At 46.0% G+C, this 21,391-nt stretch carries 20 protein-coding genes and 2 tRNA genes; 19 read left to right on the top strand and 3 right to left on the bottom strand.

Going from position 1 to position 21,391, the window contains the following annotated elements; all coding sequences use genetic code 11:
• Positions 1-27: 27 nt before the first annotated feature.
• From LEUMU_RS0112290 to LEUMU_RS28045, 9 genes are all read left to right on the top strand, one after another.
• Positions 28-657, top strand: coding sequence for a glutathione S-transferase N-terminal domain-containing protein (locus tag LEUMU_RS0112290; protein WP_022952585.1), 630 nt, complete (start codon positions 28-30; stop codon positions 655-657).
• Entirely contained in the window at positions 654-1,055 is a 402-nt protein-coding gene (locus LEUMU_RS0112285; RefSeq protein WP_022952584.1) for a ClpXP protease specificity-enhancing factor, read from the top strand. Before LEUMU_RS0112290 ends, LEUMU_RS0112285 begins: the two co-directional genes overlap by 4 nt.
• On the top strand, positions 1,052-1,552 hold the full coding sequence (folA, locus tag LEUMU_RS0112280; protein WP_022952583.1) for a type 3 dihydrofolate reductase: 501 nt from the start codon (positions 1,052-1,054) through the stop codon (positions 1,550-1,552). The genes LEUMU_RS0112285 and folA overlap by 4 nt, the downstream gene beginning before the upstream one ends.
• A 20-nt stretch (positions 1,553-1,572) precedes the next feature.
• Positions 1,573-2,919, top strand: coding sequence for an amidohydrolase family protein (locus tag LEUMU_RS0112275; RefSeq protein WP_022952582.1), 1,347 nt, complete (start codon positions 1,573-1,575; stop codon positions 2,917-2,919).
• Between the two features lie 192 nt (positions 2,920-3,111).
• Complete coding sequence (gene pilV, locus LEUMU_RS28055; protein ID WP_022952581.1) at positions 3,112-3,639, top strand: type IV pilus modification protein PilV; 528 nt, start codon at positions 3,112-3,114, stop codon at positions 3,637-3,639.
• A 1-nt stretch (position 3,640) separates the two neighbouring features.
• A complete protein-coding gene (locus LEUMU_RS28050) occupies positions 3,641-4,462 on the top strand; it encodes a PilW family protein (protein WP_026744715.1) in 822 nt (273 codons plus the stop codon).
• Positions 4,463-4,471: 9 nt separating this feature from the next.
• The gene (locus LEUMU_RS0112260; RefSeq protein ID WP_026744714.1) at positions 4,472-5,002 is read left to right on the top strand and encodes a hypothetical protein; all 531 of its coding nucleotides are present in this window, start codon (positions 4,472-4,474) and stop codon (positions 5,000-5,002) included.
• A 61-nt stretch (positions 5,003-5,063) separates the two neighbouring features.
• A complete protein-coding gene (locus LEUMU_RS0112255; RefSeq protein WP_022952580.1) occupies positions 5,064-8,615 on the top strand; it encodes a pilus assembly protein in 3,552 nt (1,183 codons plus the stop codon).
• A gap of 18 nt (positions 8,616-8,633) precedes the next feature.
• Positions 8,634-9,137 (top strand): type IV pilin protein, encoded by a 504-nt coding sequence (locus tag LEUMU_RS28045; RefSeq protein ID WP_022952579.1) that lies wholly within the window; start codon positions 8,634-8,636, stop codon positions 9,135-9,137.
• A gap of 15 nt (positions 9,138-9,152) precedes the next feature.
• On the opposite strand, the gene prmC is transcribed toward LEUMU_RS28045, so the two are convergent.
• The 3 genes from prmC to hemA are packed head-to-tail and all read right to left on the bottom strand — an operon-like array spanning position 9,153 to position 12,357.
• Positions 9,153-9,992 (bottom strand): peptide chain release factor N(5)-glutamine methyltransferase, encoded by an 840-nt coding sequence (gene prmC, locus LEUMU_RS0112245; protein ID WP_022952578.1) that lies wholly within the window; start codon positions 9,990-9,992, stop codon positions 9,153-9,155.
• A gap of 5 nt (positions 9,993-9,997) precedes the next feature.
• Positions 9,998-11,080: a peptide chain release factor 1 gene (prfA, locus tag LEUMU_RS0112240; RefSeq protein WP_022952577.1), complete on the bottom strand. Its 1,083-nt coding sequence runs from the start codon at positions 11,078-11,080 to the stop codon at positions 9,998-10,000.
• Positions 11,081-11,082: 2 nt separating this feature from the next.
• Positions 11,083-12,357: a glutamyl-tRNA reductase gene (hemA, locus tag LEUMU_RS0112235; RefSeq protein WP_022952576.1), complete on the bottom strand. Its 1,275-nt coding sequence runs from the start codon at positions 12,355-12,357 to the stop codon at positions 11,083-11,085.
• Positions 12,358-12,565: 208 nt separating this feature from the next.
• Between hemA and LEUMU_RS0112230 the strand changes: the two genes are divergently transcribed.
• The 10 genes from LEUMU_RS0112230 (at position 12,566) to ilvB (ending at position 21,390) form a co-directional block, all read left to right on the top strand.
• The gene (locus tag LEUMU_RS0112230; RefSeq protein ID WP_169446419.1) at positions 12,566-14,317 is read left to right on the top strand and encodes a tetratricopeptide repeat protein; all 1,752 of its coding nucleotides are present in this window, start codon (positions 12,566-12,568) and stop codon (positions 14,315-14,317) included.
• A gap of 57 nt (positions 14,318-14,374) precedes the next feature.
• The gene (gene lolB, locus LEUMU_RS0112225) at positions 14,375-15,022 is read left to right on the top strand and encodes a lipoprotein insertase outer membrane protein LolB (protein WP_022952574.1); all 648 of its coding nucleotides are present in this window, start codon (positions 14,375-14,377) and stop codon (positions 15,020-15,022) included.
• 2 nt (positions 15,023-15,024) lie between these two features.
• Positions 15,025-15,873, top strand: a complete 849-nt coding sequence (ispE, locus tag LEUMU_RS0112220) for a 4-(cytidine 5'-diphospho)-2-C-methyl-D-erythritol kinase (protein WP_022952573.1) — start codon at positions 15,025-15,027, stop codon at positions 15,871-15,873.
• Positions 15,874-15,887: 14 nt separating this feature from the next.
• Positions 15,888-15,962 (top strand) — tRNA-Gln (locus LEUMU_RS0112215).
• A 60-nt stretch (positions 15,963-16,022) separates the two neighbouring features.
• The gene (locus tag LEUMU_RS0112210) at positions 16,023-16,985 is read left to right on the top strand and encodes a ribose-phosphate pyrophosphokinase (RefSeq protein WP_022952572.1); all 963 of its coding nucleotides are present in this window, start codon (positions 16,023-16,025) and stop codon (positions 16,983-16,985) included.
• A 91-nt stretch (positions 16,986-17,076) separates the two neighbouring features.
• On the top strand, positions 17,077-17,649 hold the full coding sequence (locus tag LEUMU_RS0112205; protein WP_022952571.1) for a 50S ribosomal protein L25/general stress protein Ctc: 573 nt from the start codon (positions 17,077-17,079) through the stop codon (positions 17,647-17,649).
• 21 nt (positions 17,650-17,670) lie between these two features.
• Entirely contained in the window at positions 17,671-18,249 is a 579-nt protein-coding gene (pth, locus tag LEUMU_RS0112200; RefSeq protein WP_022952570.1) for an aminoacyl-tRNA hydrolase, read from the top strand.
• A gap of 14 nt (positions 18,250-18,263) precedes the next feature.
• On the top strand, positions 18,264-19,358 hold the full coding sequence (ychF, locus tag LEUMU_RS0112195; RefSeq protein ID WP_022952569.1) for a redox-regulated ATPase YchF: 1,095 nt from the start codon (positions 18,264-18,266) through the stop codon (positions 19,356-19,358).
• A 57-nt stretch (positions 19,359-19,415) separates the two neighbouring features.
• Positions 19,416-19,492 (top strand) — tRNA-Met (locus LEUMU_RS0112190).
• A 194-nt stretch (positions 19,493-19,686) separates the two neighbouring features.
• A complete protein-coding gene (gene ilvB / locus LEUMU_RS0112185) occupies positions 19,687-21,390 on the top strand; it encodes a biosynthetic-type acetolactate synthase large subunit (RefSeq protein WP_022952568.1) in 1,704 nt (567 codons plus the stop codon).
• The last annotated feature ends 1 nt before the right edge of the window (position 21,391 follow it).

Raw genomic sequence — 21,391 nt, 5'->3', positions numbered from 1 at the left:
TTTGCTTGTGGTTTTGGGAGAATTTGAATGAGTTCAGTTTCCAATCGTCGGTCTGTAATGACGTTATTTACACTACCGGATTGTCCGGATAGTCATAGAGTCAGGATCGTTTTGGCCGAAAAAGATATCACCGTAGATATCATAGAGATCGATCCGAATAATAAGCCAGAAGATCTTGCGGAATTGAATCCTTACAACACGGCTCCGACCTTAATTGATCGTGATTTAGTGCTGTACGATGCCCGTGTGATCATGGAATATTTGGACGAGCGCTTCCCGCACCCGCCATTGATGCCAGTTGATCCGGTTACTCGTGCCCACTCTCGTTTAGCCTTGTACCGTATTGAAAAAGATTGGTACAGCTTGCTGCGTGATATGGATGGTGATGATTCAGTGAAAGCTGATGAAGCTCGCCGTATTTTGCGTGAAGGCGTATTGTCTGCTGTTGATGTATTTGCCATCAAGCCATACTTCTTAAGCACTGAATTTTCATTGGTCGATTGCACTATCGCTCCGGTACTGTGGCGCTTGCCTAAGTATGGAATTGATTTGCCAGCCAACGATGTAAAACCGTTGATGCGTTATATGGATCGCGTGTTCTCACGTGAAATGTTCCAGTTCTCATTAACTGAAGCGGAAAAATCGATACGCCCATGATGACTTCGAACCGTCCTTATCTGATGCGAGCTATTTTCGAGTGGATTATCGATAATGGCCTCACTCCTCACGTATTGATTGATGCGGAAGTGCCTGAAGTTCAGGTGCCACGCCAGTATGTGGATGAGGGCCGTATAATCCTGAATATCTCACCGAGCGCTGTTCAGAATTTCTCGATTGATAATCAGTGGCTTAGCTTTAATGCGCGCTTTGGTGGAAAGCCTTTTGAGATTTTCGCGCCGATTCATGCCATTCGTGCGGTCTATGCTGCAGAGAATAGTGAAGGCATGATGTTTGAGCCGATGCCTGAGTCTGAGGTTGAGCCACCGACCGAGCCGGACCCAGATCCTGAGCCACCAAAGCCCAGCTCTCGTCCTTCATTACGCGTTGTAAAATGATTGTTTCACTGATTGCCGCTTTAGCGGAAAAAAGAGTGATTGGATTAGATGGTAAGATGCCTTGGCACTTGCCGGCTGATCTGGCCTACTTCAAGCGCAGTACAATGGGATGTCCGGTGATTATGGGTCGTAAGACTTTTGAGTCTATCGGTAAGCCATTACCCGGTCGTCGCAATATTGTGTTGAGTCGTAATCGTGAATTAGTACTGCCTGGCTGTGATGTGTTTGCCAATATTCATGCTGCTTTAGATGATGTTGATAATGAAAACGCAGCTGAAGTATTCATTATTGGTGGGCAGCAGCTTTATGAGCAAGCATTGCCAATGGCGGATAAGTTATACCTCACCCACATTGATGCCAAATTCGAGGGAGATACCTTTTTTCCCGACTATACTGAATTGAAATGGCAGCAAGTGAGTGTTGAGAAGCATTCGGCCGATGAGAAAAATCCATGGCCTTACCGATTCGAGCAGCTTGAGAGAGCCGGCAATCATTAATCATTAAATCCTCTGAGCCTATGACGACATTACTGATCTGCAATGCACAGATAGTGAATGAAGGCGTGATTCGCGAGGTGGATGTATTTATCCAAGATGGCCGTATTCAACGAATCGCGCCTGACCTGAGTCACCTTTCTTCTGACGAATTTATTGACGCTGCCGGCAAACACCTGATGCCGGGAATGATCGACAATCATTTTGTAACCGCCAATACCTCACTCGAACACCTGCAACAAGAAAGCCGTGCTGCGCTAGCAGGTGGTATTACTTCTGTCATGCTGATGCCGGCGTTATCTGAGCCATTTACCGAGGCCGCGCAGATTCAACGCTTTCAGGACCAGGCAGCGGGTCAATTGGTGGTAAATACTTCTTTCTACCTGCCGGTTAGTAACTCCAATTTAAAAGAGCTATCGCAGCTAGAGTTGCCGGCCTGTTGTGGTGCTTTGGTGAATATGTCGACGCCAGACGATGCTTATCGTATCGATAACCTTGAGTACCTTGAGGAAGTGTTGCTGGCATCTCCAGTGCTAGTCAATGTGCATGCTGAAGATGCGCCGACGGTATTGGCCAATGAAGAAAGTTATCGTCAAATCTATGGGGATGATATTCCCTTTAATTTACATCACAAAATTCATAGTGAGGATGCTTGCTTGCTGGCGGCCGGTCATGTGCTGGAGTTAGCGAGTAAAAATCATTGTCGAGTGCATTTACTCAACTTATCTTCTGCTGCTGAAGTAGATTTGTTGGAGCGCGAAAAGAGCGATCAGAAGCTTATTTCCTCTGATGTATGCAGCCACTTTCTAAGTTTTTCGGAAACTGATTATGCGGCAAAGGGCTCTTTGCTCAAGTATGAGCCTGCCATTAAGACGGATGTTGATCGTGCGGCGCTGATGCAGGGGCTGCTGGATGGCAATATTGATCATATTAGTAGTGGTCATACGCCTTGGCCGTGGGATGAAAAGCAGGGCATGTACTTTGATGTGCCATCTGGCTTACCTCAGGCGCAGTTTGTATTGCCATCAATTCTTGAGCATTACCAAGATCAGATTTTTAGCCTAGAGTTGATTGTTGAGAAAACCAGTCACTCCGTTGCGGAAAATTATGGATTGATTGATCGTGGCTATATCCGTGAAGGCTATTGGGCTGATTTGGTGCTGGTAGACTTGCAGGATTCTTTTATCGCTCGCAACGAAGATGTGATCTCTGAAGCCGGCTGGACCATTTTCAATGGGAATGAGTTTCGCTCGTCGGTTGTGTGTAGCATTGTTAACGGACAAGTGGTCTGGAAAAAAGGGCAGCCTATCGACGTTCCCGCTACCGGAAAACTCATCGAGTTTTACCAAAAAAACCTTCATTTAACTTAGTTTTTCAAATAGTTAGCACTTCACTTTTTTCAGTGCTTAATTAATGGCCTGATAGGAGGTACTTTCCCTAAAGGTGCCTGAGTCGTTACAATTGTCCGAAATTAATAGAAGTTTTCGGGCTGTTTCTCACTGAAATACCACCGATGCTTAATACTTTGCCGTATATAAAAACAATAGAGGCTGCCGTATCTAATGCATGTGTCACGGACAGAAAAAGGCTTCAGTCTTATAGAAATGTTAGTTGCCGTACTGATTGTCAGTATCGGTTTACTAGGCGTTGCAGGAATGCAGCTGGTTGGCCTTAAAGGTAATCAGCAATCCTATTCTAAAAATAAAGCCGCTCACCATATCCAATCTTTGCTAGAGCGTTTGCGCGCCAATCCGCAAGGTGTGATTGCAACCAATTACGTTTTTGATAGTAATCTGCTTAACTGTAATGCGGCACCTGCGGCTGACTGCAGTGCGACGACAGCTAATTGCAGCTCTGAACAGTTGGCAAATTATGATTTATTCAGTGCTTATTGTGGCAGTGTTGGTACGTCGCCAGGTGGCATGAATGCTGACTTGAGTAATAGTCGTTTGCGAGTGAGTTGCGCGACGACCTGTCGTGAAGGCGTCACGCTGCAGCTTGACTGGCAAGAACAGACGCTAGGCGATGAGGAAGGCGGAGCAAGTGTTTCCGACCGTACGATGACCATTAATACGCTCATTGGAGAATGACATGATGCGATCTCCTAAACGCCAAGCGGGCCTATCTTTACTTGAGCTGATGGTCGCAATGATTATCGGTCTGTTTATTATTGTCGGTATTTCATCTGTTTATCTAGGCAACAAGCGTTCCAATATTACTACCAATGAGTTATCCCTCTTGCAGGATAATGGACGAGCCATATTGGAGCAGCTGACGGAAGTTATTCAGCATACTGGCTACTCCTCAACATCAGCAGCGCCGACTAGTGAAGTATTTATTACGTCAGCGGTGGCTAATTCATCATGCAGTGACGGTAGTGATAATGTGCTGGATACCAGTATGTTCTCGCCGATGGCCAATAATACGGCTTATGGCGACACGGTTGGTGTGATCTATTTGGGTGATGATCTGCTTAATACTGACTGTGGTGCAGTTCAGTTACCTGCTAGCTGTCGTATGGGTAGCGGTGCAACCAGTGCAGCGGCAAGAATTTATAACTATTTTTATGTTGCTCCAGACGCTGCGGGTGTTCCTGAACTACGGTGTAGCGGTTCACGAAATACTGCGGCTCAGACAATTGCTCAAGGTGTTGAAAACCTTCAGCTCACTTATGGCGAGGATAACAATGCCGATGGTACGCCGGATCGTTATGTAAGCTCCGCCAATGTGACCAGCTGGGGTAGTGTGGTGAGCGTTAATATTGCAGTACTCGTCCGTTCTCTACGTCCTATTGCTGTGGCGAATGAAGCACGTAGTTATCGTTTATCTGAGGATGCGATTATCAATACGAATGATCGCTATCTACGCGCAGTTTTCACTACTACCATTCGCTTGCGCAATGTCACCTTATAGGAGTTATGGATGAGTCAGTTAAGTTATCAAGGCAGGGGGCCGGGTTACAAGCAACAGCGCGGTGTGGTCCTGCTGTGGGCCTTAGCGATTTTGTTGATCTTGACAGTGTTAAGTGTCGGTTCGGTAAAACTTGCTAATATCAACACGCAAATTGCCGGCAATAGTATTGCTTCAATGATGGTATTTCAGGGTGTGGAATCGACTCTGAGCCGTACGGCTAATATGAATTATATCAATCAGGCGGCGATCAACACGCCAGGTAGAAATAAAGCGGTACCTGCGGCTGATCTGCCTAATGAGGCTGTAACCGGTGGTAGTTTGAGCTCTAGTGCGAGTGTTGGCTATGTTGGTTATAGTGCTTGCCCTGCAGTTACTGGTGTTGCTATGTCAACCAGCGCGTCTGCCTCAGCAGGTGGTGTAACTTGCCAGCTATATCAGATTGATGCTGAGTCTCGTTTAAAGGGAACCGGTGCTAAAGCCAAGCATGTTATGGGTGTGGCCGTTTATGTGCCGCCATTAAATGCTACGGTTAGTAATTAAAACAGATAGAAATTAAGTCCGGTTTGCGGGCTGCATAATAAAAACAAACAGGAAGACAGTAATGTATTATCAAAGAGCCTTGAAATATGTAAGTTCAATGTTGCTTGCGATGACTGGTGTATTGCTCATGGGAGGAGCGTTTGCGGAAGATATTGAAATATTTTCTGATGAAATACCTCCCAGTAAGCCAAATATCCTGTTTTTGCTCGACCAGTCCGGCAGTATGAATACTCAGATTGGCTCGGGCCCTGATACACGAATCTCATCATTGAGTGCGGCTTTTAATGCCGTGGTGTCTGATCCTGATATCAAGAATTTAAGTATTGGTCTGATGGGCTTTAGTAATCAGACGATGACTTCTTACAGTCATTCAAGCGGTTATAACCCGAATAGCACTGGTTCTAATCCCTATCCTCACGGTATCTCGTTTCCAGTCTCACCGATTGATGACGAAGCAACGCCTATTATGTTGTCTAATTTACTTCCAGCTTCCATGAATGATGGTGCAACGGCTGGATATTTCGATCTGGACCAGGATCGCTTGCCTAATCCTGCGGCAGGGGACACTGTTCGTACTTTCTTACCACAGATTTTAGCAAGTTGGACGGCTAATGGTTCAACACCAATCGTTGATGCCTATTATGAGGCAGCCTTGTATTTCAGGGGCGAAGCTCCGGTTTGGGGGAGTGCCAGCCCTGAGAAAATACAGGCAGCTCACCCGTCATCTTATTCAGGTACTATTATTTCTGATCTCAGTGAAAGACTCACGGGGAATACGCGTACCTGTAACACGCCTGATTGTGGTGCTAACTGTCTGTCGATTACGGGTACCGGAACTTGTCCAACAGGCGATACGAGCTGTTATCTCGGTACTAACTGTACGACAACCACTCAAGACTGGTCTTATAGCTGTAATGAAGCAACAGAGGCTGATTGCTTGGCGTCTAACCCTGCTTATACCAGTTGTTCAGCAGTAAGCTATGAGAACTGCACGAATACTTGTAATGGAGGCCGTCACCCTGAAAGTGGTGCTTGCTTAGGTACGACGACCAGCAGCTGTAACACCAATAGCTATTTCAATTGCATTATACCAACTGACGTTACTAGTTGTGATCGTGAGCGGTTTCAATGTGATGAAGTGGCTAATGACGCGACTATTGTAGCTAATGCCACCTATGTTTCACCCATGACAAACCAATGTCAGAGTAACGCGATTGTGTTGCTCAGTGACGGTCAGCCATTTGTTAATAATGATTCTGATACGGATGCGACTAGAGCCAGCGTTAAAACGTTAATTAGCCGAATCGCTGATTGTGCGCCGATTGCCGGTCAGGCATTGCCAGAAACAGCCGACAATTCATTGGCCGATGGACGCTGCGGCCCTGAGCTAGCTGAGTTCTTGGCAACCATGGATCAAAGTGATTCTGTTGATGGTGATAATGTCATCAATACTTACACGGTTGGTTTTGGTGTTGAAAGTAATCCTGAAGCTGAGAACTACTTGAAAAGTCTGGCTAGCAGTGGTGGCGGAAGTTACTTCCCAGCGTCTGGTACAGACAGTTTGATTACAGCCTTTAAATCAATTATTGAAAGTGTCACCGCTACAGCAAGAAGCTTTGCTGCGCCGGTTTATACTGTTGATACTGATTCCTTGCTGGCACATAGCAATGACATCTACTTGCCATTGTTTGAAAACAGTAGCCTTCCAGGTTGGAAAGGTAATATTAAAAAGTTTAAGTTAAATGCATCCGGTGAAATTATTGATAGAACGGGCGCTTTAGCGATTGATGGTCAAGGTGTTCTGAAAGCCGCCGCAGTTGATTTCTGGACTGAGACAACTTCAGTAGATGTTGATTCCAATCCCGTTACCTCGGGTGGCTTTGCGAATCGTATTGATCCTGCTTCTCGAAATCTGCTGACGGAAAATACCACTGGTTTGGTTGCCTTAAATGCTTCCAATGTGAGCAAGGCTCAGCTGGGCGATTCGAGCATGGCAGATGCTTACCAGAATCAACTAATCTCGTATATTCAGGGTTATGAAGCGGATGGTGTGACCGCACGTGGCGAGATGGGGGATATTCTCCACAGTAAGCCAACGGTTGTGTCATACACCAATCAGCAGGTGTTGTTCTTTGGTACTAACGAAGGTTATTTGCATGCAATTGATGCTAGTGACAGCAGTGTTGCTGGCGCAGGTGGCACCGAAAAGTTTGCCTATATGCCAAGTTCGCTATTAAAAAATATTGATGGTTTATTGAAGAATACTGAGCTAACCGGTCCTCTGAAGCGCATTTATGGTGTCGATGGAACAATAACTGTTTGGGTGAATGACAAAAACAAAAACGGCAAGGTAGATACTGCCGACGGTGATACGGCCTACTTATACTTTGGTCTGCGCCGGGGTGGAAATGCTTATTACGCGCTCAATATCTCTAATCCTGATAATCCTAGCCTGCTGTGGAAAATTGAGAATACGGGTGATTTTAGCCAGTTAGGTGAGAGTTGGTCAAAGCCAGTGCTGGGTAAGCTACGTTACAAGAAATCGGGAAGCGTTGTGCTGGATGATGTCCTAGTGTTCGGTGGTGGATATGACAGCCGTGTAGATGAAGAGACTTTATCGGCTCGTACGGCACTGTCTACTACCAAAGGAAATGGTGTTTATATTGTAAATGCTACTACTGGTGCTCTGATTTGGTCCTACACCGGTGGTAATTTACAGCATAGTGTGCCGGGTAATATCCGTGTATTGGACATGGATAATAATGGCTCAATTGATCGCCTTTACTTCGGTGATACCGGCGGTAATATCTGGCGTGCAGATCTAAACGCTGATGATGTTGATAGTGATGCCAGCTTGTATGATGTAACCAATGATGCACGGGTTAGTAAACTTGCTAGTCTTGGTGGTACAGGGTCGGATTATAGAAAGTTTTTCTATGAGCCTGATGTAGCCTTCTTCAAGCATAACGGTCGCTATGTATTGGTGTTGTCGATAGGTAGTGGCTATCGCTCTCATCCAATGAATACCAGTATCAGTGATCGCTTCTATGTTTTGTATGATGAAAATGTTCTGAATATTCCGGAAACTGCGCCTGCAGCACTGACAGATTCCGATCTGATCTCTTCGGTTACATTGGCAGGTAACGACTTCCTCACCACAACGCATAAAGGTTGGTATAAAGACTTAACCGTAGGGCATGGTGAAAAGGTTTTAGCTTCGGCAGTAACATTCCTGAATAAGATCATTTTCACGACATTTACTAAAACCGATACTGTGACATCAACAGGTGTCGGAGATAGTTGTACCAGCCTGACATCAACACAAACACAGGCCTACGTATTAGATCTGATGACAGCGTCGCCAACGGTAGATCTGGATGATGATGGCGTTGTGACTGCTGCTGATGAATATGCAGTAATTTCACATGGTGATATTTTAGATTCGCCACAGTTGGTCTTTAATGAGCCAAGTAACTGTACAACAGAAGGCTGTAATCAATATGTTGATATCCGTGTCGGAAAAAGCCTGCTGCCATTAGTGGATGAAAATACCGTCGATGGCAATGTTGACCTAGGTGATTTCTTGCCTAAGGTCTACTGGGTAAATGAATAATAATAAAAAGGTGATAGCGTGTTTAGTCGACAAAAAGACCAGGGTTTTACACTGATAGAATTGATGATCACGGTGGCGATACTGGGAATTCTCAGTGCCATAACCGTGCCGTCCTATATGGCTTATGTTCAGAAGAGTAAACGAACAGATGCGAAGGTGGAGCTACTAAAAGTTGCTCAGCTTCAGGAGAGTTATTACGTTCAAAATCTGAGCTATGCAAAGCAGTTGAATGGTACCTCTGCCAGCGGCGGTTTAAGTATGAGTGCTGCAACACTAACGACCGAGAATGGCTATTACAGCGTTACCATGTCAGCGACTGATAGTGGCGGCGGGACCTGTGCGGGTAACAATACTGACCCTTGTGTTAGCTATGCGATCAAGGCGGTGCCGAAATCAACGGGCGGACAGGCTAGTGACTCATCTTGTCAGGAGTTTCTGATTACGAATACCGGAGCCCGATTTGCAAAAAGCAGTACTGACACCGAATATACCAATGATTCCAGAGATACCTGCTGGAAATAAGTCTGTGTTGAGTGTTTAGTTTGACGGGGATTGGCCGATATTGATTCGGTCATTTCCCGCAAGATCGCTTAGGCAGGAGATATTCCGGTAATTGTGGTGTTGAAGTAGTGATGAAACAGCCATACCCTGATCATAACCATGCTCCAGCATTAGCCAACCATTTGGGCTAAGGTAAGGAATAGCCGCTTGGATAATTGCTTTTAGGTCAGCTAAACCTTTATCAGGAGCTGTTAGCGCAGTCAGCGGCTCATGGCGAATGCCAGTACTTAAGTGTGCGTCTTCCGGATCAATGTACGGCGGGTTGGATATGATTAAGTCGTACTGCATTGACTCTACAGCATTAAACCAATCTGAGCGTAAAAAGCTGATGTTGTTAATACCCAGTGACTGCTGGTTTTCTGTCGCAATCTCCAGAGCTGCTGCTGAGAGGTCAGTAGCAACAATAATCGCATCAGGTCTTTCGGTTGCCAAAGCAAGCGAAATGGCCCCAGAACCAGTTCCCAGCTCCAATATTTTCGGTGCTTCAATACCTTGAAGTTTCTCTAATGTCGTCTCTACTAGTAGCTCAGTATCGCCTCGCGGAATTAATACATCCGGCGACACTTTCAGTTTTAACGACCAAAACTCCTGATAGCCAACGCTGTAAGCAACGGGGTAATGCTCTAAACGTTGCGCTAGCATCTCCTCAAAGTGCATTACCTGAATGGCTAAAGGTTCGACTTCTGGCCAGGCATATAAATAGCTGCGATCTTTCTGAAGAGCGTGCGCGAGTAATATCTCTGCATCTAAGCGAGCGGATGAGCTGCTGTCTTTGAGTGTTTCAGTTGCTGATTGCAGCAGAACATCGATGCGCACTCAGATTAACCCTGCGCTGCCATTGCCGCCAATTGATCAGCCTGATATTCGCTGATTAGGGGATCGATGACCGAGTCCAATGCGCCAGCAATAACCTCATCCAACTTATACAATGTTAAGTTGATTCGGTGGTCAGTCACCCGGCTTTGAGGGTAGTTGTAGGTACGGATACGCTCTGAGCGATCACCGCTACCCACTAAGCTACGGCGAGCCTCAGCCTGTTCAGCATCCTGAACTTTGCGTTCGCCTTCTAATATACGAGATTGTAATAAGGACATAGCACGAGCACGGTTTTTATGTTGTGAACGCTCATCCTGACACTCAACTACGATGCCAGTCGGTAGGTGAGTAATTCGAATGGCAGAATCCGTTTTGTTAACGTGCTGGCCACCCGCGCCGGAGGCCCGGAATGTATCAACCCGAATATCGCCACTTTTAATTTCACGTGCGCTCACTGCATCGACTTCTGGTAATACTGCTACGGTAGCCGCAGAGGTATGTACACGGCCTTGAGATTCGGTCTCTGGTACTCGTTGCACTCGATGAGCGCCTGATTCAAATTTCAGTCGGGAGTAAGCGCCATTGCCAATAATGCGGATGACTGCTTCTTTATAACCGCCGTGCTCGCCTTGGTTTTGGCTGATGATTTCAGTTTGCCAGCCTCGGATTTCAGCATAACGTGTATACATGCGGAAAAGGTCGCCAGCAAAAATTGCAGCCTCATCTCCACCGGTACCTGCACGGACTTCCAGGAAGATATTGCTGTCATCGTTCGGGTCTTTAGGCAGCAGGAGTAATTGCAAAGAGGTTTCAATTTCTTCTAGCGCATCATTAGCAATTTGCAGTTCTTCTTGTGCCATTTCGCGCATTTCGGGATCATCCAGCATTTCTTTCGCTGTTTTTTGATCATCGATTGTTCTTAGATAGCGCTCATATTCAGCGACAACCGGCTCAAGCTGGCTGTATTCCATGGATAACTTACGGAACCTATCCTGATCAGAAATAATCTCGTTTTCAGAGAGCAAAATTGCAATCTCAGCATAACGTTCGCTGAGGTTTTCAAGTTTATTCAGAATTGATGGTTTCACAGTTAGTCTTCTTTGAATTCAGAGGCTGGGTCATCTAAGCCCAGTAAATTGCTTGCAGCACTTAGTAGCTCGATATCACCGGCGTGTGCCGCGTGATTCATCGCTTGTGTCGGTAGGTGACCCAGCTTATTAGTGAGTCTATGCGCCAGAAATTGTAGCGCTTCCTCCGGCGATTTGCCATTTTTCAATCGCTGCAGTGCTTTTTTTAAGGTATCTTGCTTAGTTTCTTCGAGCTGTTGTCGGTATTGTTTGATCAGCTTGATCTGCTGTTGAGCGTTAAGCCAGCGATTAAAGTTATTGGTTTCTTCGCTGATCATTATTTCCGCTTTATCAGCGGCACGTCGTCTGGCATCAATGTTTTGATCAACCACTGACTTCAGATCATCGACGGTATACAAGTACACATCATTAAGATCACCCACTTCCGCTTCGATATCGCGAGGAACAGCAATATCGACCATGAAAATAGGGTTGTGCTTACGCTGCTTGAGTGCTTTTTCAACGCTACCTTTACCAATCACGGGGATAGGGGAGGCGGTTGATGAAATGACAATATCCGCAAATTGCAGATAGTTACCGATATCAGAAAGCCCGATACACTCCGCATCAAGCGTCATTGCGAGTGTCTTTGCATTCTCTAAGCTGCGGTTGGCAATAATAACGCGTTTAATGCCTGCGCCTCGTAAATGCCTACCTACTAATTCGATCGTTTCACCGGCACCAATCAGTAAAGCGGTTTGTTTGTTCAGGTCACCGAAAATTTGGCGTGCTAAACTAACTGCCGCATACGCGACTGAGACAGGGTTTGAACCGATATCAGTTTCTGTACGCACTCGCTTTGCTGCGAGAAATGCATGTTGCATCAAGCGTGTTAGTTTACTGCCGGTTGCTTTATGGTCGCTGGCAGCTTTGAGTGCATCTTTTAATTGGCCCAGAATTTGTGGTTCACCGAGTACCATGGAGTCGAGGCCACTGGCAACCCGAAAGGTATGACGGATAGCATCGGAATCTGAGAGTTGATACACGTAAGGGCGCAGTTGTTTCTTATCGATGTTGTGCTGTTCCGCATACCAATCGGTGAGTGACTCAGCTGAGGTATCATCCTGAACACTAGCATAGACTTCAGTGCGGTTGCAGGTGGAGAGGATTAGCTTTTCATCAAAGATAGCCAAATCCGCACTAAGCGTGTCGTTTAATTGTTGATCGGAAAACGCAACTTTCTCGCGAATTGAGATAGGAGCAGTTTTATGGTTTATTCCAATAACAACAATCGACATACTAGTAGTATTTATTGCAAATTTTCAGGAGGTAGATTCTCTGTCAGGCGTTAACGGAATACAAGAAGACTTTGTTATAAGGCTGTTTATTCCGTTCCGGTTAGCAGATTTTTTCACCACTTCATGCAATGCGGCTGGTTTTATAATAGGCTTTAAGGTAGAAACATGAGAATTACAAATCGAACCCCCGGATGTTAGAGTGATGGTAATGAAGAAAAAATTTCTCGTCCGCAATCTGTCCCTGTCGATAGTGCTTGGCATCCTGTCTTCATTAGTAGCGTGCAAAGATTCAGAGCACCCGCTGATTGCAAATACGCAGGCCGAAGAGGTCGTTGCGGCTGTGCGGGTCGGCGAATCAGCGTCTCCCAGTGAAAAAATGTATCACACGATGGTGGCAGAAATGTATCGGCTGCAGGGCGATGATGTCAGTGCAACCATGCACTTTGCTGAAGTGCTGATCGGTAATACAGATGAAGCTCTAGCCCGAGTTGCCACTGAAACCGCCGCGCAAACAGAATATACCAAACAGGCGATCTTTAGTGCTAAGCAATGGGTTAGCTTAGGCGGCGCAGAAGTTGAAGCGCGTCAATACTTGGCATTACTCCTGTTAAGAGATGAGCAATACACAGAAGCAGCAGAGCAGCTGAACAACATTCATGAGTTGATCACTGCAGGCGAGCACGATGGCTTAAGCTTTCTAACATCACTGATTTCGCTTGAGTCTCATAAGGGTAAGGCATTCCAAGCGTTTGAAACTTACGTGAAGCTTTACAATGACACCCCATCTGCACACCTGAAGCTCGCGGATTTATCCTTCGAAAACCAAGATTATCAAAGTACTTTACAACGCCTTAAAGCTTTAGGTGGCGGCGAATTGAGCGCCGAAGAGCAGAGCCACGCTGAAGTTCTGGAAAGTAAAACACTCTATAAACTGGGTAATTACAAGCAAGCTGTCGCAGCGATGCAGCAGTTGACCGAGCAGTCAGGTGTTTCTGATGTGGTGCGCTTAGAGTTTGCGCGCTTGTTAATGATGAATGACGATGAAGCCGGTGCGATTAATCAGTTAGAAGCAATTCATCAGAATTCGCCAGAAAACTTTGAAGTGCTGAAATCATTGGTGGCGATGCATATTGCTAATGACCAATTTGTCCAAGCGGAAAAGCATGCTCAGCGTTTGATGGAAGATCCTGATTATCAAAGTTTGGCGCATCATTTTTTGGCAGAGATCTATGAAAGTCGCCATGATATGGATGCGGCATTACGTGAATATGGCGCAGTAGAACAGGGTGAGTTTTATAGCAGTGCGCAGCGCCGTATTTCAGAGCTATTAGTTGAGCAGTATAGTTTGGATGTTGCTAAAGATTGGTTGGCTTCGCAAAGGAATGTCGTTGAAACAGCTGATCAGGCATTCTTATTCTGGCGTTTGGAGGCTGAGCTATTAGCTAAATACAAAGATTATGCATCATCGGTAGTGGCTTATGAGAAGGCTTATCGCATTATCCCCGGCAATATTCAGCTGAATTATGAATATGCCGTAGTGACTCAGCACTTGGGCAATGTCGATAGAGCAGAGCAATTACTCACTGCCATTATTCAGGTCGATTTAAAGCATGCGGATGCTTTGAATGCGCTGGGCTTTATGTTGCTTGAAAAAACAGATCGCCTGGCCGAGGCAGCCGGCTATATTCAAAAAGCACATGACCTTCGTCCGAATGATCCCTCAATTAAAGACAGTTTAGGCTGGTTGTATTTCCGGCAAGGCAAAGTGGCCGATGCTGCTGCGCTGCTACTTAACGCGTATTCTGAAACTGAAGACCCTGAGATAGCGAGTCACCTGATTGAAGTATTACTGACTCAGGGGCAACAGCAGGAGGCTCGTGAATTGCTGGCAAGGATGATCCAGCAATATCCGGAAGATCCTTCGCTTAAGTCGGTGCAGAAAAAAATAATCGATATATAATGCGGGCAGTGACCTCGTCACCAACATTATTAAAATAACCACGGAAGGCAATACGCTATGAATCAATTCAATAAACTAGTGTTAGCAGTACTAGTAGGTACTGTACTGGCTGGCTGTTCGACCCAGCGCGCCAATCAGGCACCGTCCTCAGTTATCAGCAAACCAACTCCGACCAAGCCCGTTGCGAACCCTTGGGAGCGACGTCAGCAGACCATGAATGCCATGCAGTCTTGGGATATGAGTGGTCGTGCAGCGCTACGCTTTAAAGGTGACGGCTGGACGTTCGGCCTGAATTGGCAGCAGAAGAATAAGCAGCAGTATGTACTACAGATTCAAAACCCAATTACCGGAACGTTAGTCGCAGTGCTTGAGCAAAGCCCGGGCAAAGCGGTATTGAAGTCTCAAGGCAAAGTACATGACGGCACCGACGCTGAGCGCCTCCTTGAGCAGCAGTTGCGAGTGAAGATGCCAGTGAATGGTATGCCTTACTGGATTCGTGGTGTGATGGCTCCGCAGTACCCTGTAGGCCAAGTGAAGTTGGATGCGCAAGGTCGCCCAACACAGATTACACAAGCCGGCTGGGTTATTGATTATGATAACTATGACGGCAATGACTTTGCGGCACTACCAGGTAAGGTCAATATTGCGCGAACCCAAGATCAGGTGAACGTAAGGGTATTACCCAGAAACTGGAAAATTCGTTAAGTATGATTTGGACGTTACCGGCACCCGCTAAGTTAAACTTGTTTCTGCACATTACAGGTGTGCGTGATGATGGTTATCATAATCTGCAAACGATTTTTCAATTGCTGGATTATTCGGATGAGGTGACGTTATTACGTCGTGATGATGGTGTAATTCGGCGTACGGAGGGCTTGGCAGAGGTTGAGCCCTCCGATGATTTGATTGTGAAGGCTGCTCAGGCCCTTAAAAATTATACTGGCACCACCTATGGTGCAGATGTCGGTGTTGTTAAGCGGTTGCCAGTTGGTGGCGGGATTGGGGGAGGTAGTTCCGATGCGGCGACAACCTTACTTGGATTAAATGCCTTGTGGGAATGTCATCTCTCTACAGACGAGCTTTTAGGTATAGCCGTTACATTAGGCGCTGATGTTCCGGTGTTCGTAGCAGGTCATAGCGCATGGGCAGAGGGTATTGGTGAGCAGTTAACGCCAATGGACTTACCCGAAATTTGGTTTTTGGTGTTGCATCCCGGAGTTTTTGTATCAACAGCAAAACTTTTTTCATCAGAAGTGTTGACAAGAAACAAGAGCATCCTTAAAATGCGCGACTTCACTGACACAGACATCGAAAACATCTTCGAAGTTATCGTCAGAGAACAGCATCCTGAAGTGGATTTGTCGTTAAGTTGGTTAAACCAATTTTCGACAGCTAGAATGACTGGAACCGGTAGTTGTATTTTTGCAGGTTTTGATTCTTTTGAGGAAGCTGAAAAAGTATTGAAAGATATGCCAAGTAAATGGAAAGGTTTTGTTGCTAAAGCAGTAAATACTTCTCCAGTGTTTGAGGCAATTAATCAGTACAGTAAAAGTTAAATAGTTTTATCTGATGGGTCGTCGCCAAGTGGTAAGGCACCGGGTTTTGATCTCGGCATTCGTAGGTTCGAACCCTACCGACCCAGCCATTAATTCCGATTAAAAGTCTGCTATATGCAGACTTTTTGTCATTTAGGAAGAGACTAATCATGTCCGAGATTAACAGGATGATGATTTTCGCAGGTAACGCGAATCCCCAGTTGGCACAAGAAGTTTCAGATTGTGTTGGCGTACCTCTAGGCCGAATGTTATTAGGCCAATTCAGCGACGGCGAAGTTCATGCCGAAATCCTCGAGAATGTCCGCGGTCAAGATGTATTCGTGATCCAGCCTACATGCGCACCTACCAACGATCACCTAATGGAGCTGTTAATTATTGTTGACGCTTTATATCGTGCATCAGCAGGTCGTATCACAGCAGTAATCCCATACTACGGTTACGCCAGACAAGATCGCCGAGTGCGTTCACGTCGCGTACCGATCTCCGCTAAGTTAGTGGCAGACATGCTGGCTACCAGCCATGTCGATCGCGTACTAACCATTGATCTTCACTCTGATCAGATTCAAGGCTTCTTCGACCTACCAGTAGATAATATCTATGCTTCTGGTGTGCTGCGCGAAGATATCCTGAGCAAGAACTACGACAACCTGATGGTGGTTTCACCGGATGTTGGTGGTGTAGTTCGTGCTCGTGCTTTGTCAAAGTCTGTGGGGGATGTGGATCTGGCAATCATTGATAAGCGTCGTCCTGAGCCTAACGTTTCTGCCGTGATGAATATCATTGGTGACGTAAAGGGTAAGACTTGCGTACTGATTGATGATCTTGCAGATACTGCAGGCACATTGTGTCACGCAGCTGCTGCTCTGAAAGAGAAGGGCGCTGCTAAAGTGGTTGCTTATGCAACACACGCTGTGTTCTCTGGTCCTGCGGTGAAAAACATCAATGGTTCTATGCTGGATGAGGTGGTTGTAACTAACTCAATTCCTTTGTCAGCAGAAGCTCAGCAATGCAGCAAAATCAGACAGCTTTCAGTTGCGAAAGTACTGGCTGATACCATGCAGCATATCAATCTTGACCAGTCGGTCAGTGATTTGTTCGGCGAGCAAGAATAATTTTATCGGGCGGTTGGAATTTGGTCGCGAATCCAGCCGCTTTTACTATCTAGACCCAATTAAGGGTCGATTTTGTTACTTGGAGTAACTCATGGCTAATACATATACTTTGGAAGCAGAAGTGCGTACGGATGAAGGCAAAGGTGCGAGCCGCCGCCTACGTCGCACTGGCAAAATCCCTGCGATTTTGTACGGTGGATCTGGTGAGCCAGTATCCCTAAACCTGAAAGAGAACCAGTTGGTTCGTCACCTTCAGGAAGAGCTGTTCTATTCTTCACTGATCACTTTGAATGTTGATGGCAAGCCAGAGACAGTTGTTCTGCGTGACCTGCAACGTCACCCAGCACGCCCGGTTATTCTGCATGCTGACTTACAGCGCGTTAACGCTGATGAGAAGATCAAAGTTGTTGTTCAGTTGCACTTCTCTAATGAAGAGAATGCATACGGTGTTAAGACGGAAGGTGGTACTGTATTCCGTGCAATGATGGACTTGGAAGTAATCTGCTTGCCAAAAGACATCCCTGAATTCGTTGAAGCTGACTTGGTTGATCTGAAGAAAGGTGAGTCTCTGCATATTTCTGATCTGAAGCTGCCAGAAGGCGTTGAGTCTGTTCAGTTGGCACACGGCGAAGATCACGATTTGGCCATTGCTACAATTCACTAAAAAATTACAGGGTGCTTATTGATGACTAGTTCAGGCATTAAACTGATCACTGGTCTGGGTAACCCCGGTATGAAGTATGACAAAACCCGGCACAATGCCGGGTTTTGGTTTGTCGACGAATTAGCCCGACGTTATGGTGGGACTTTCAAAACAGAAAGTCGCTTTTCGGGAGAATGCTGCAAAGTCGATATTGCCGGTATGCCGGTTTGGCTGCTCAAGCCGACGACATTTATGAATCGCAGTGGTTTGTCTGCGAAGCAATTAATGTCTTTCTTCAAGTTTTCCCCTACTGATGTTTTAATTGCACACGATGAGTTGGATATCGCGCCAGGTGCATTGCGCCTGAAGTTTGGCGGCGGCCATGGTGGGCATAATGGTTTGCGTGATTTGCATGCGCAGCTTGGGGCGGACTATTGGCGGCTAAGAATTGGCATAGGTCATCCCGGGGATCGGAATAAAGTGGTCGACTATGTGTTGTCACGTCCGACTCAGAATGAAGAAATTGAGATTATGCGCAGCATTGATTTGGCTTGCGATGAAATAGAGCGGATTGTTCAGGGCGACATGCAAATCGTCATGAATACGCTGCACAGTAAATAGTTAAGGTAACTATCATGGGTTTTAAGTGTGGAATTGTAGGTTTGCCAAACGTCGGTAAATCGACTCTGTTTAATGCGCTGACAAAAGCAGGCATTCAGGCAGAAAATTATCCGTTTTGTACGATCGAGCCAAACGTCGGCATCGTGCCGGTGCCGGACTTACGGCTGCAGGCGTTAGCTGATATTGTTAAGCCGAAAGAGCGCGTCATTCCAACGACCATGGAGTTTGTAGATATTGCAGGCCTGGTTGCCGGCGCCTCTCAAGGTGAAGGTTTAGGAAATAAATTCCTGTCGCATATCCGTGAAACCGATGCTATTGCGCATGTTGTGCGTTGTTTTGATAACGATGACATTATCCATGTAAGTGGAAAAGTTGACCCGTTATCAGATGTTGAGACAATCAATACCGAGCTTGCGCTGGCAGATATGGATTCTGTTGAGCGTGCGTTGATTCGTGTGGCTAAGAACACCCGTTCTGGTAATAAGGATGCGGTTGCTCAAAAAGAATTGTTAGATCGTCTATATGAGCATTTGGGTGAAGGTTTGCCAGCAAGAAGTTTCGAGCTGAGCGATGACGAATCCAAGCTACTTAGAGAAATTCACCTGATCACGATTAAGCCTTTGTTGTTTATCGCTAACGTGGATGATGATGGCTTTGAAAATAACCCATACCTTGATGCGTTGCGTGAGCTTGCGGATAAAGAGGGGGCTGAATTGGTCGTCGTCTGTGCGGCGATTGAGGAAGAGTTGTCACAGTTGGAAGAAGAAGATCAGAAAGAGTTCTTAGCTGATCTGGGCTTGGAAGAGCCTGGTTTGAATCGTGTTATTCGTGCTGGATACAGCATGCTTAACCTTCAGACGTTCTTTACTGCTGGTGTTAAAGAAGTTCGTGCCTGGACGGTTGCTGTGGGTGCTACAGCGCCACAGGGTGCCGGACGTATCCATACAGACTTCGAGCGTGGCTTCATTCGCGCAGAGGTGGTTGGCTATGATGACTTCATCGCTTGTAAGGGTGAAGCTGGTGCGAAAGATGCTGGAAAATGGCGTCTTGAAGGCAAAGAATACATCATGAAAGAAGGTGATGTGGTTCATTTTAGATTTAATGTATAAATGTAGTTGACAGTGATTTGAGATATCTATATATTTCGCATCCTCGATTATTTGAACGGCTACATAGCTCAGTTGGTTAGAGCACATCACTCATAATGATGGGGTCCCAGGTTCGAATCCCGGTGTAGCCACCACATTCTAAGGCTCGCATTATTTATTTAATGCGGGCCTTTTTTGTATTCTGAGTATGAACTTTTAAACTATCCATATTGCGGGGATGATTTAAAAGTAAATTCATATTATTATGCTTGACCTTTGCAGGCATAGATCCAAGATTTTTAATCCTACCCTAGCCGCAATCCTTTGCATTTATATCGGGAGAGAGCAAGTGGAATTATCCGGAGCCAAGATTTTCGTTGAGAGTCTCAAGGCAGAGGGCGTAGATACCATTTTTGGCTATCCAGGTGGAGCAGTTCTGTTTTTGTATGATGAACTGGATAAAGCCGCTGGTGACATTAATCATATCCTCGTACGTCATGAGCAGGCAGCGATCCATGCTGCAGAAGGCTATGCCAAATCAACTAACAAAGTTGGGGTGGCGATTGTAACGTCTGGTCCGGGTGCAACTAACGCTGTCACCGGTATTGCTGACGCTTATATGGATTCCGTTCCATTGGTGGTATTCACGGGTCAAGTACCTCGTGCACTGATTGGTAATGATGCATTTCAGGAAGTGGATATCATCGGTATCACACGTCCTTGCGTGAAGCACAACTTCTTGGTTAAGTCGATTGAAGATCTGGCGCCAACGATCAAGAAAGCATTCTACATTGCTAACTCTGGCCGTCCTGGTCCTGTACTCATCGATATTCCAAAAGACATCACTGACGGTGTTGAGAAATGTGCATTTGAGTACCCTGAGACGGTTAGCATTCGTTCATACAATCCAAACGTTAAGGGTAACCCTCGACAGATCCGTCACGCGGTAGATGCACTGCTAGAGGCTAAATCACCGATTTTCTATACTGGTGGTGGTGTAATCCTTTCTGGCGGCTCTGAGGAGCTGACAGAGCTGGCTCGCATGCTTAATTACCCTGTAACCAACACACTGATGGGCTTGGGTGCGTTCCCAGCGTCCGATCCGCTGTTTGTTGGCATGTTGGGTATGCACGGTACTTACGAAGCCAATATGGCGATGCATAAGACCGACTTGGTTATTGCCATTGGTTCACGCTTCGATGACCGGGTAACTGGTAATATCGAGAAGTTCTGCCCGAATGCAAAAATCATTCATGTTGATATTGATCCGGCATCAATCTCTAAAAATGTGAAAGTTGATGTCCCAATCGTTGGTGATGTGAAAAGCGTGTTGACTGATCTGTTGGTTGAGCTTAAAAAGCGCGACGAGAAACCTGATCAGGAAGCAAATGCACTGTGGTGGGATCAGATCAATGAGTGGCGTAAGACAGACTGTCTGCACTACGATCAAGGTAAAGAGCTCATCACGCCTCAGTATGTTATTGATACGCTCTGGAAGCTGACGCACGGCGATGCTTATGTTTGCTCGGATGTTGGTCAGCATCAAATGTGGGCTGCACAATACTACCGCTTTGATAAGCCTAACCGTTGGATAAACTCTGGTGGTCTTGGAACGATGGGCTTCGGTTTGCCATCGGCGATGGGTGTGCAATTGGCTCATCCGGATGCGACAGTTGCTTGTATTACCGGGGACGGCAGTATCCAGATGTGTATTCAAGAGTTGGCAGCTTGCCTGCAGTATCAGTTACCACTGAACATTATTTCTTTGAATAATGGTTATCTGGGAATGGTTCGTCAGTGGCAGGAATTCTTCTACCAGAAGCGTTATTCAATGTCTTACATGGAGTCATTACCTGACTTTGTTAAGTTGGCAGAGGCTTATGGTCATGTTGGCTTGCAGATCAAAGATCCGGCTGATGTTGAAGGTGCTCTGAAAGAAGCCATTGAAAATAAGCAGCGTTTATACTTCCTGGATTTCCTAACTAATCCTGAAGAAAATGTTTATCCGATGATTCCTGCCGGTGCAGGTCAAAATGAAATGATTTTGGTATAAA

The organism is Leucothrix mucor DSM 2157 (genome assembly GCF_000419525.1).
Taxonomy (GTDB): Bacteria; Pseudomonadota; Gammaproteobacteria; order Thiotrichales; family Thiotrichaceae; genus Leucothrix; species Leucothrix mucor.
The sequence above is the reverse complement of the archived record's forward strand: the minus strand, read 5'-3'. Positions and strand labels throughout refer to the sequence as shown.

Bases quoted from the DNA above. Each gene is read 5' to 3' on its own strand.
- LEUMU_RS0112290 (WP_022952585.1), top strand. From the start codon at position 28: ATGAGTTCAGTTTCCAATCGTCGGTCTGTAATGACGTTATTTACACTA.
- LEUMU_RS0112285 (WP_022952584.1), top strand. From the start codon at position 654: ATGATGACTTCGAACCGTCCTTATCTGATGCGAGCTATTTTCGAGTGG.
- folA (WP_022952583.1), top strand. From the start codon at position 1,052: ATGATTGTTTCACTGATTGCCGCTTTAGCGGAAAAAAGAGTGATTGGA.
- LEUMU_RS0112275 (WP_022952582.1), top strand. From the start codon at position 1,573: ATGACGACATTACTGATCTGCAATGCACAGATAGTGAATGAAGGCGTG.
- pilV (WP_022952581.1), top strand. From the start codon at position 3,112: ATGCATGTGTCACGGACAGAAAAAGGCTTCAGTCTTATAGAAATGTTA.
- LEUMU_RS28050 (WP_026744715.1), top strand. From the start codon at position 3,641: ATGATGCGATCTCCTAAACGCCAAGCGGGCCTATCTTTACTTGAGCTG.
- LEUMU_RS0112260 (WP_026744714.1), top strand. From the start codon at position 4,472: ATGAGTCAGTTAAGTTATCAAGGCAGGGGGCCGGGTTACAAGCAACAG.
- LEUMU_RS0112255 (WP_022952580.1), top strand. From the start codon at position 5,064: ATGTATTATCAAAGAGCCTTGAAATATGTAAGTTCAATGTTGCTTGCG.
- hemA (WP_022952576.1), bottom strand. From the start codon at position 12,357: ATGTCGATTGTTGTTATTGGAATAAACCATAAAACTGCTCCTATCTCA.
- LEUMU_RS0112230 (WP_169446419.1), top strand. From the start codon at position 12,566: ATGAAGAAAAAATTTCTCGTCCGCAATCTGTCCCTGTCGATAGTGCTT.
- lolB (WP_022952574.1), top strand. From the start codon at position 14,375: ATGAATCAATTCAATAAACTAGTGTTAGCAGTACTAGTAGGTACTGTA.
- ispE (WP_022952573.1), top strand. From the start codon at position 15,025: ATGATTTGGACGTTACCGGCACCCGCTAAGTTAAACTTGTTTCTGCAC.
- LEUMU_RS0112210 (WP_022952572.1), top strand. From the start codon at position 16,023: ATGTCCGAGATTAACAGGATGATGATTTTCGCAGGTAACGCGAATCCC.
- LEUMU_RS0112205 (WP_022952571.1), top strand. From the start codon at position 17,077: ATGGCTAATACATATACTTTGGAAGCAGAAGTGCGTACGGATGAAGGC.
- pth (WP_022952570.1), top strand. From the start codon at position 17,671: ATGACTAGTTCAGGCATTAAACTGATCACTGGTCTGGGTAACCCCGGT.
- ychF (WP_022952569.1), top strand. From the start codon at position 18,264: ATGGGTTTTAAGTGTGGAATTGTAGGTTTGCCAAACGTCGGTAAATCG.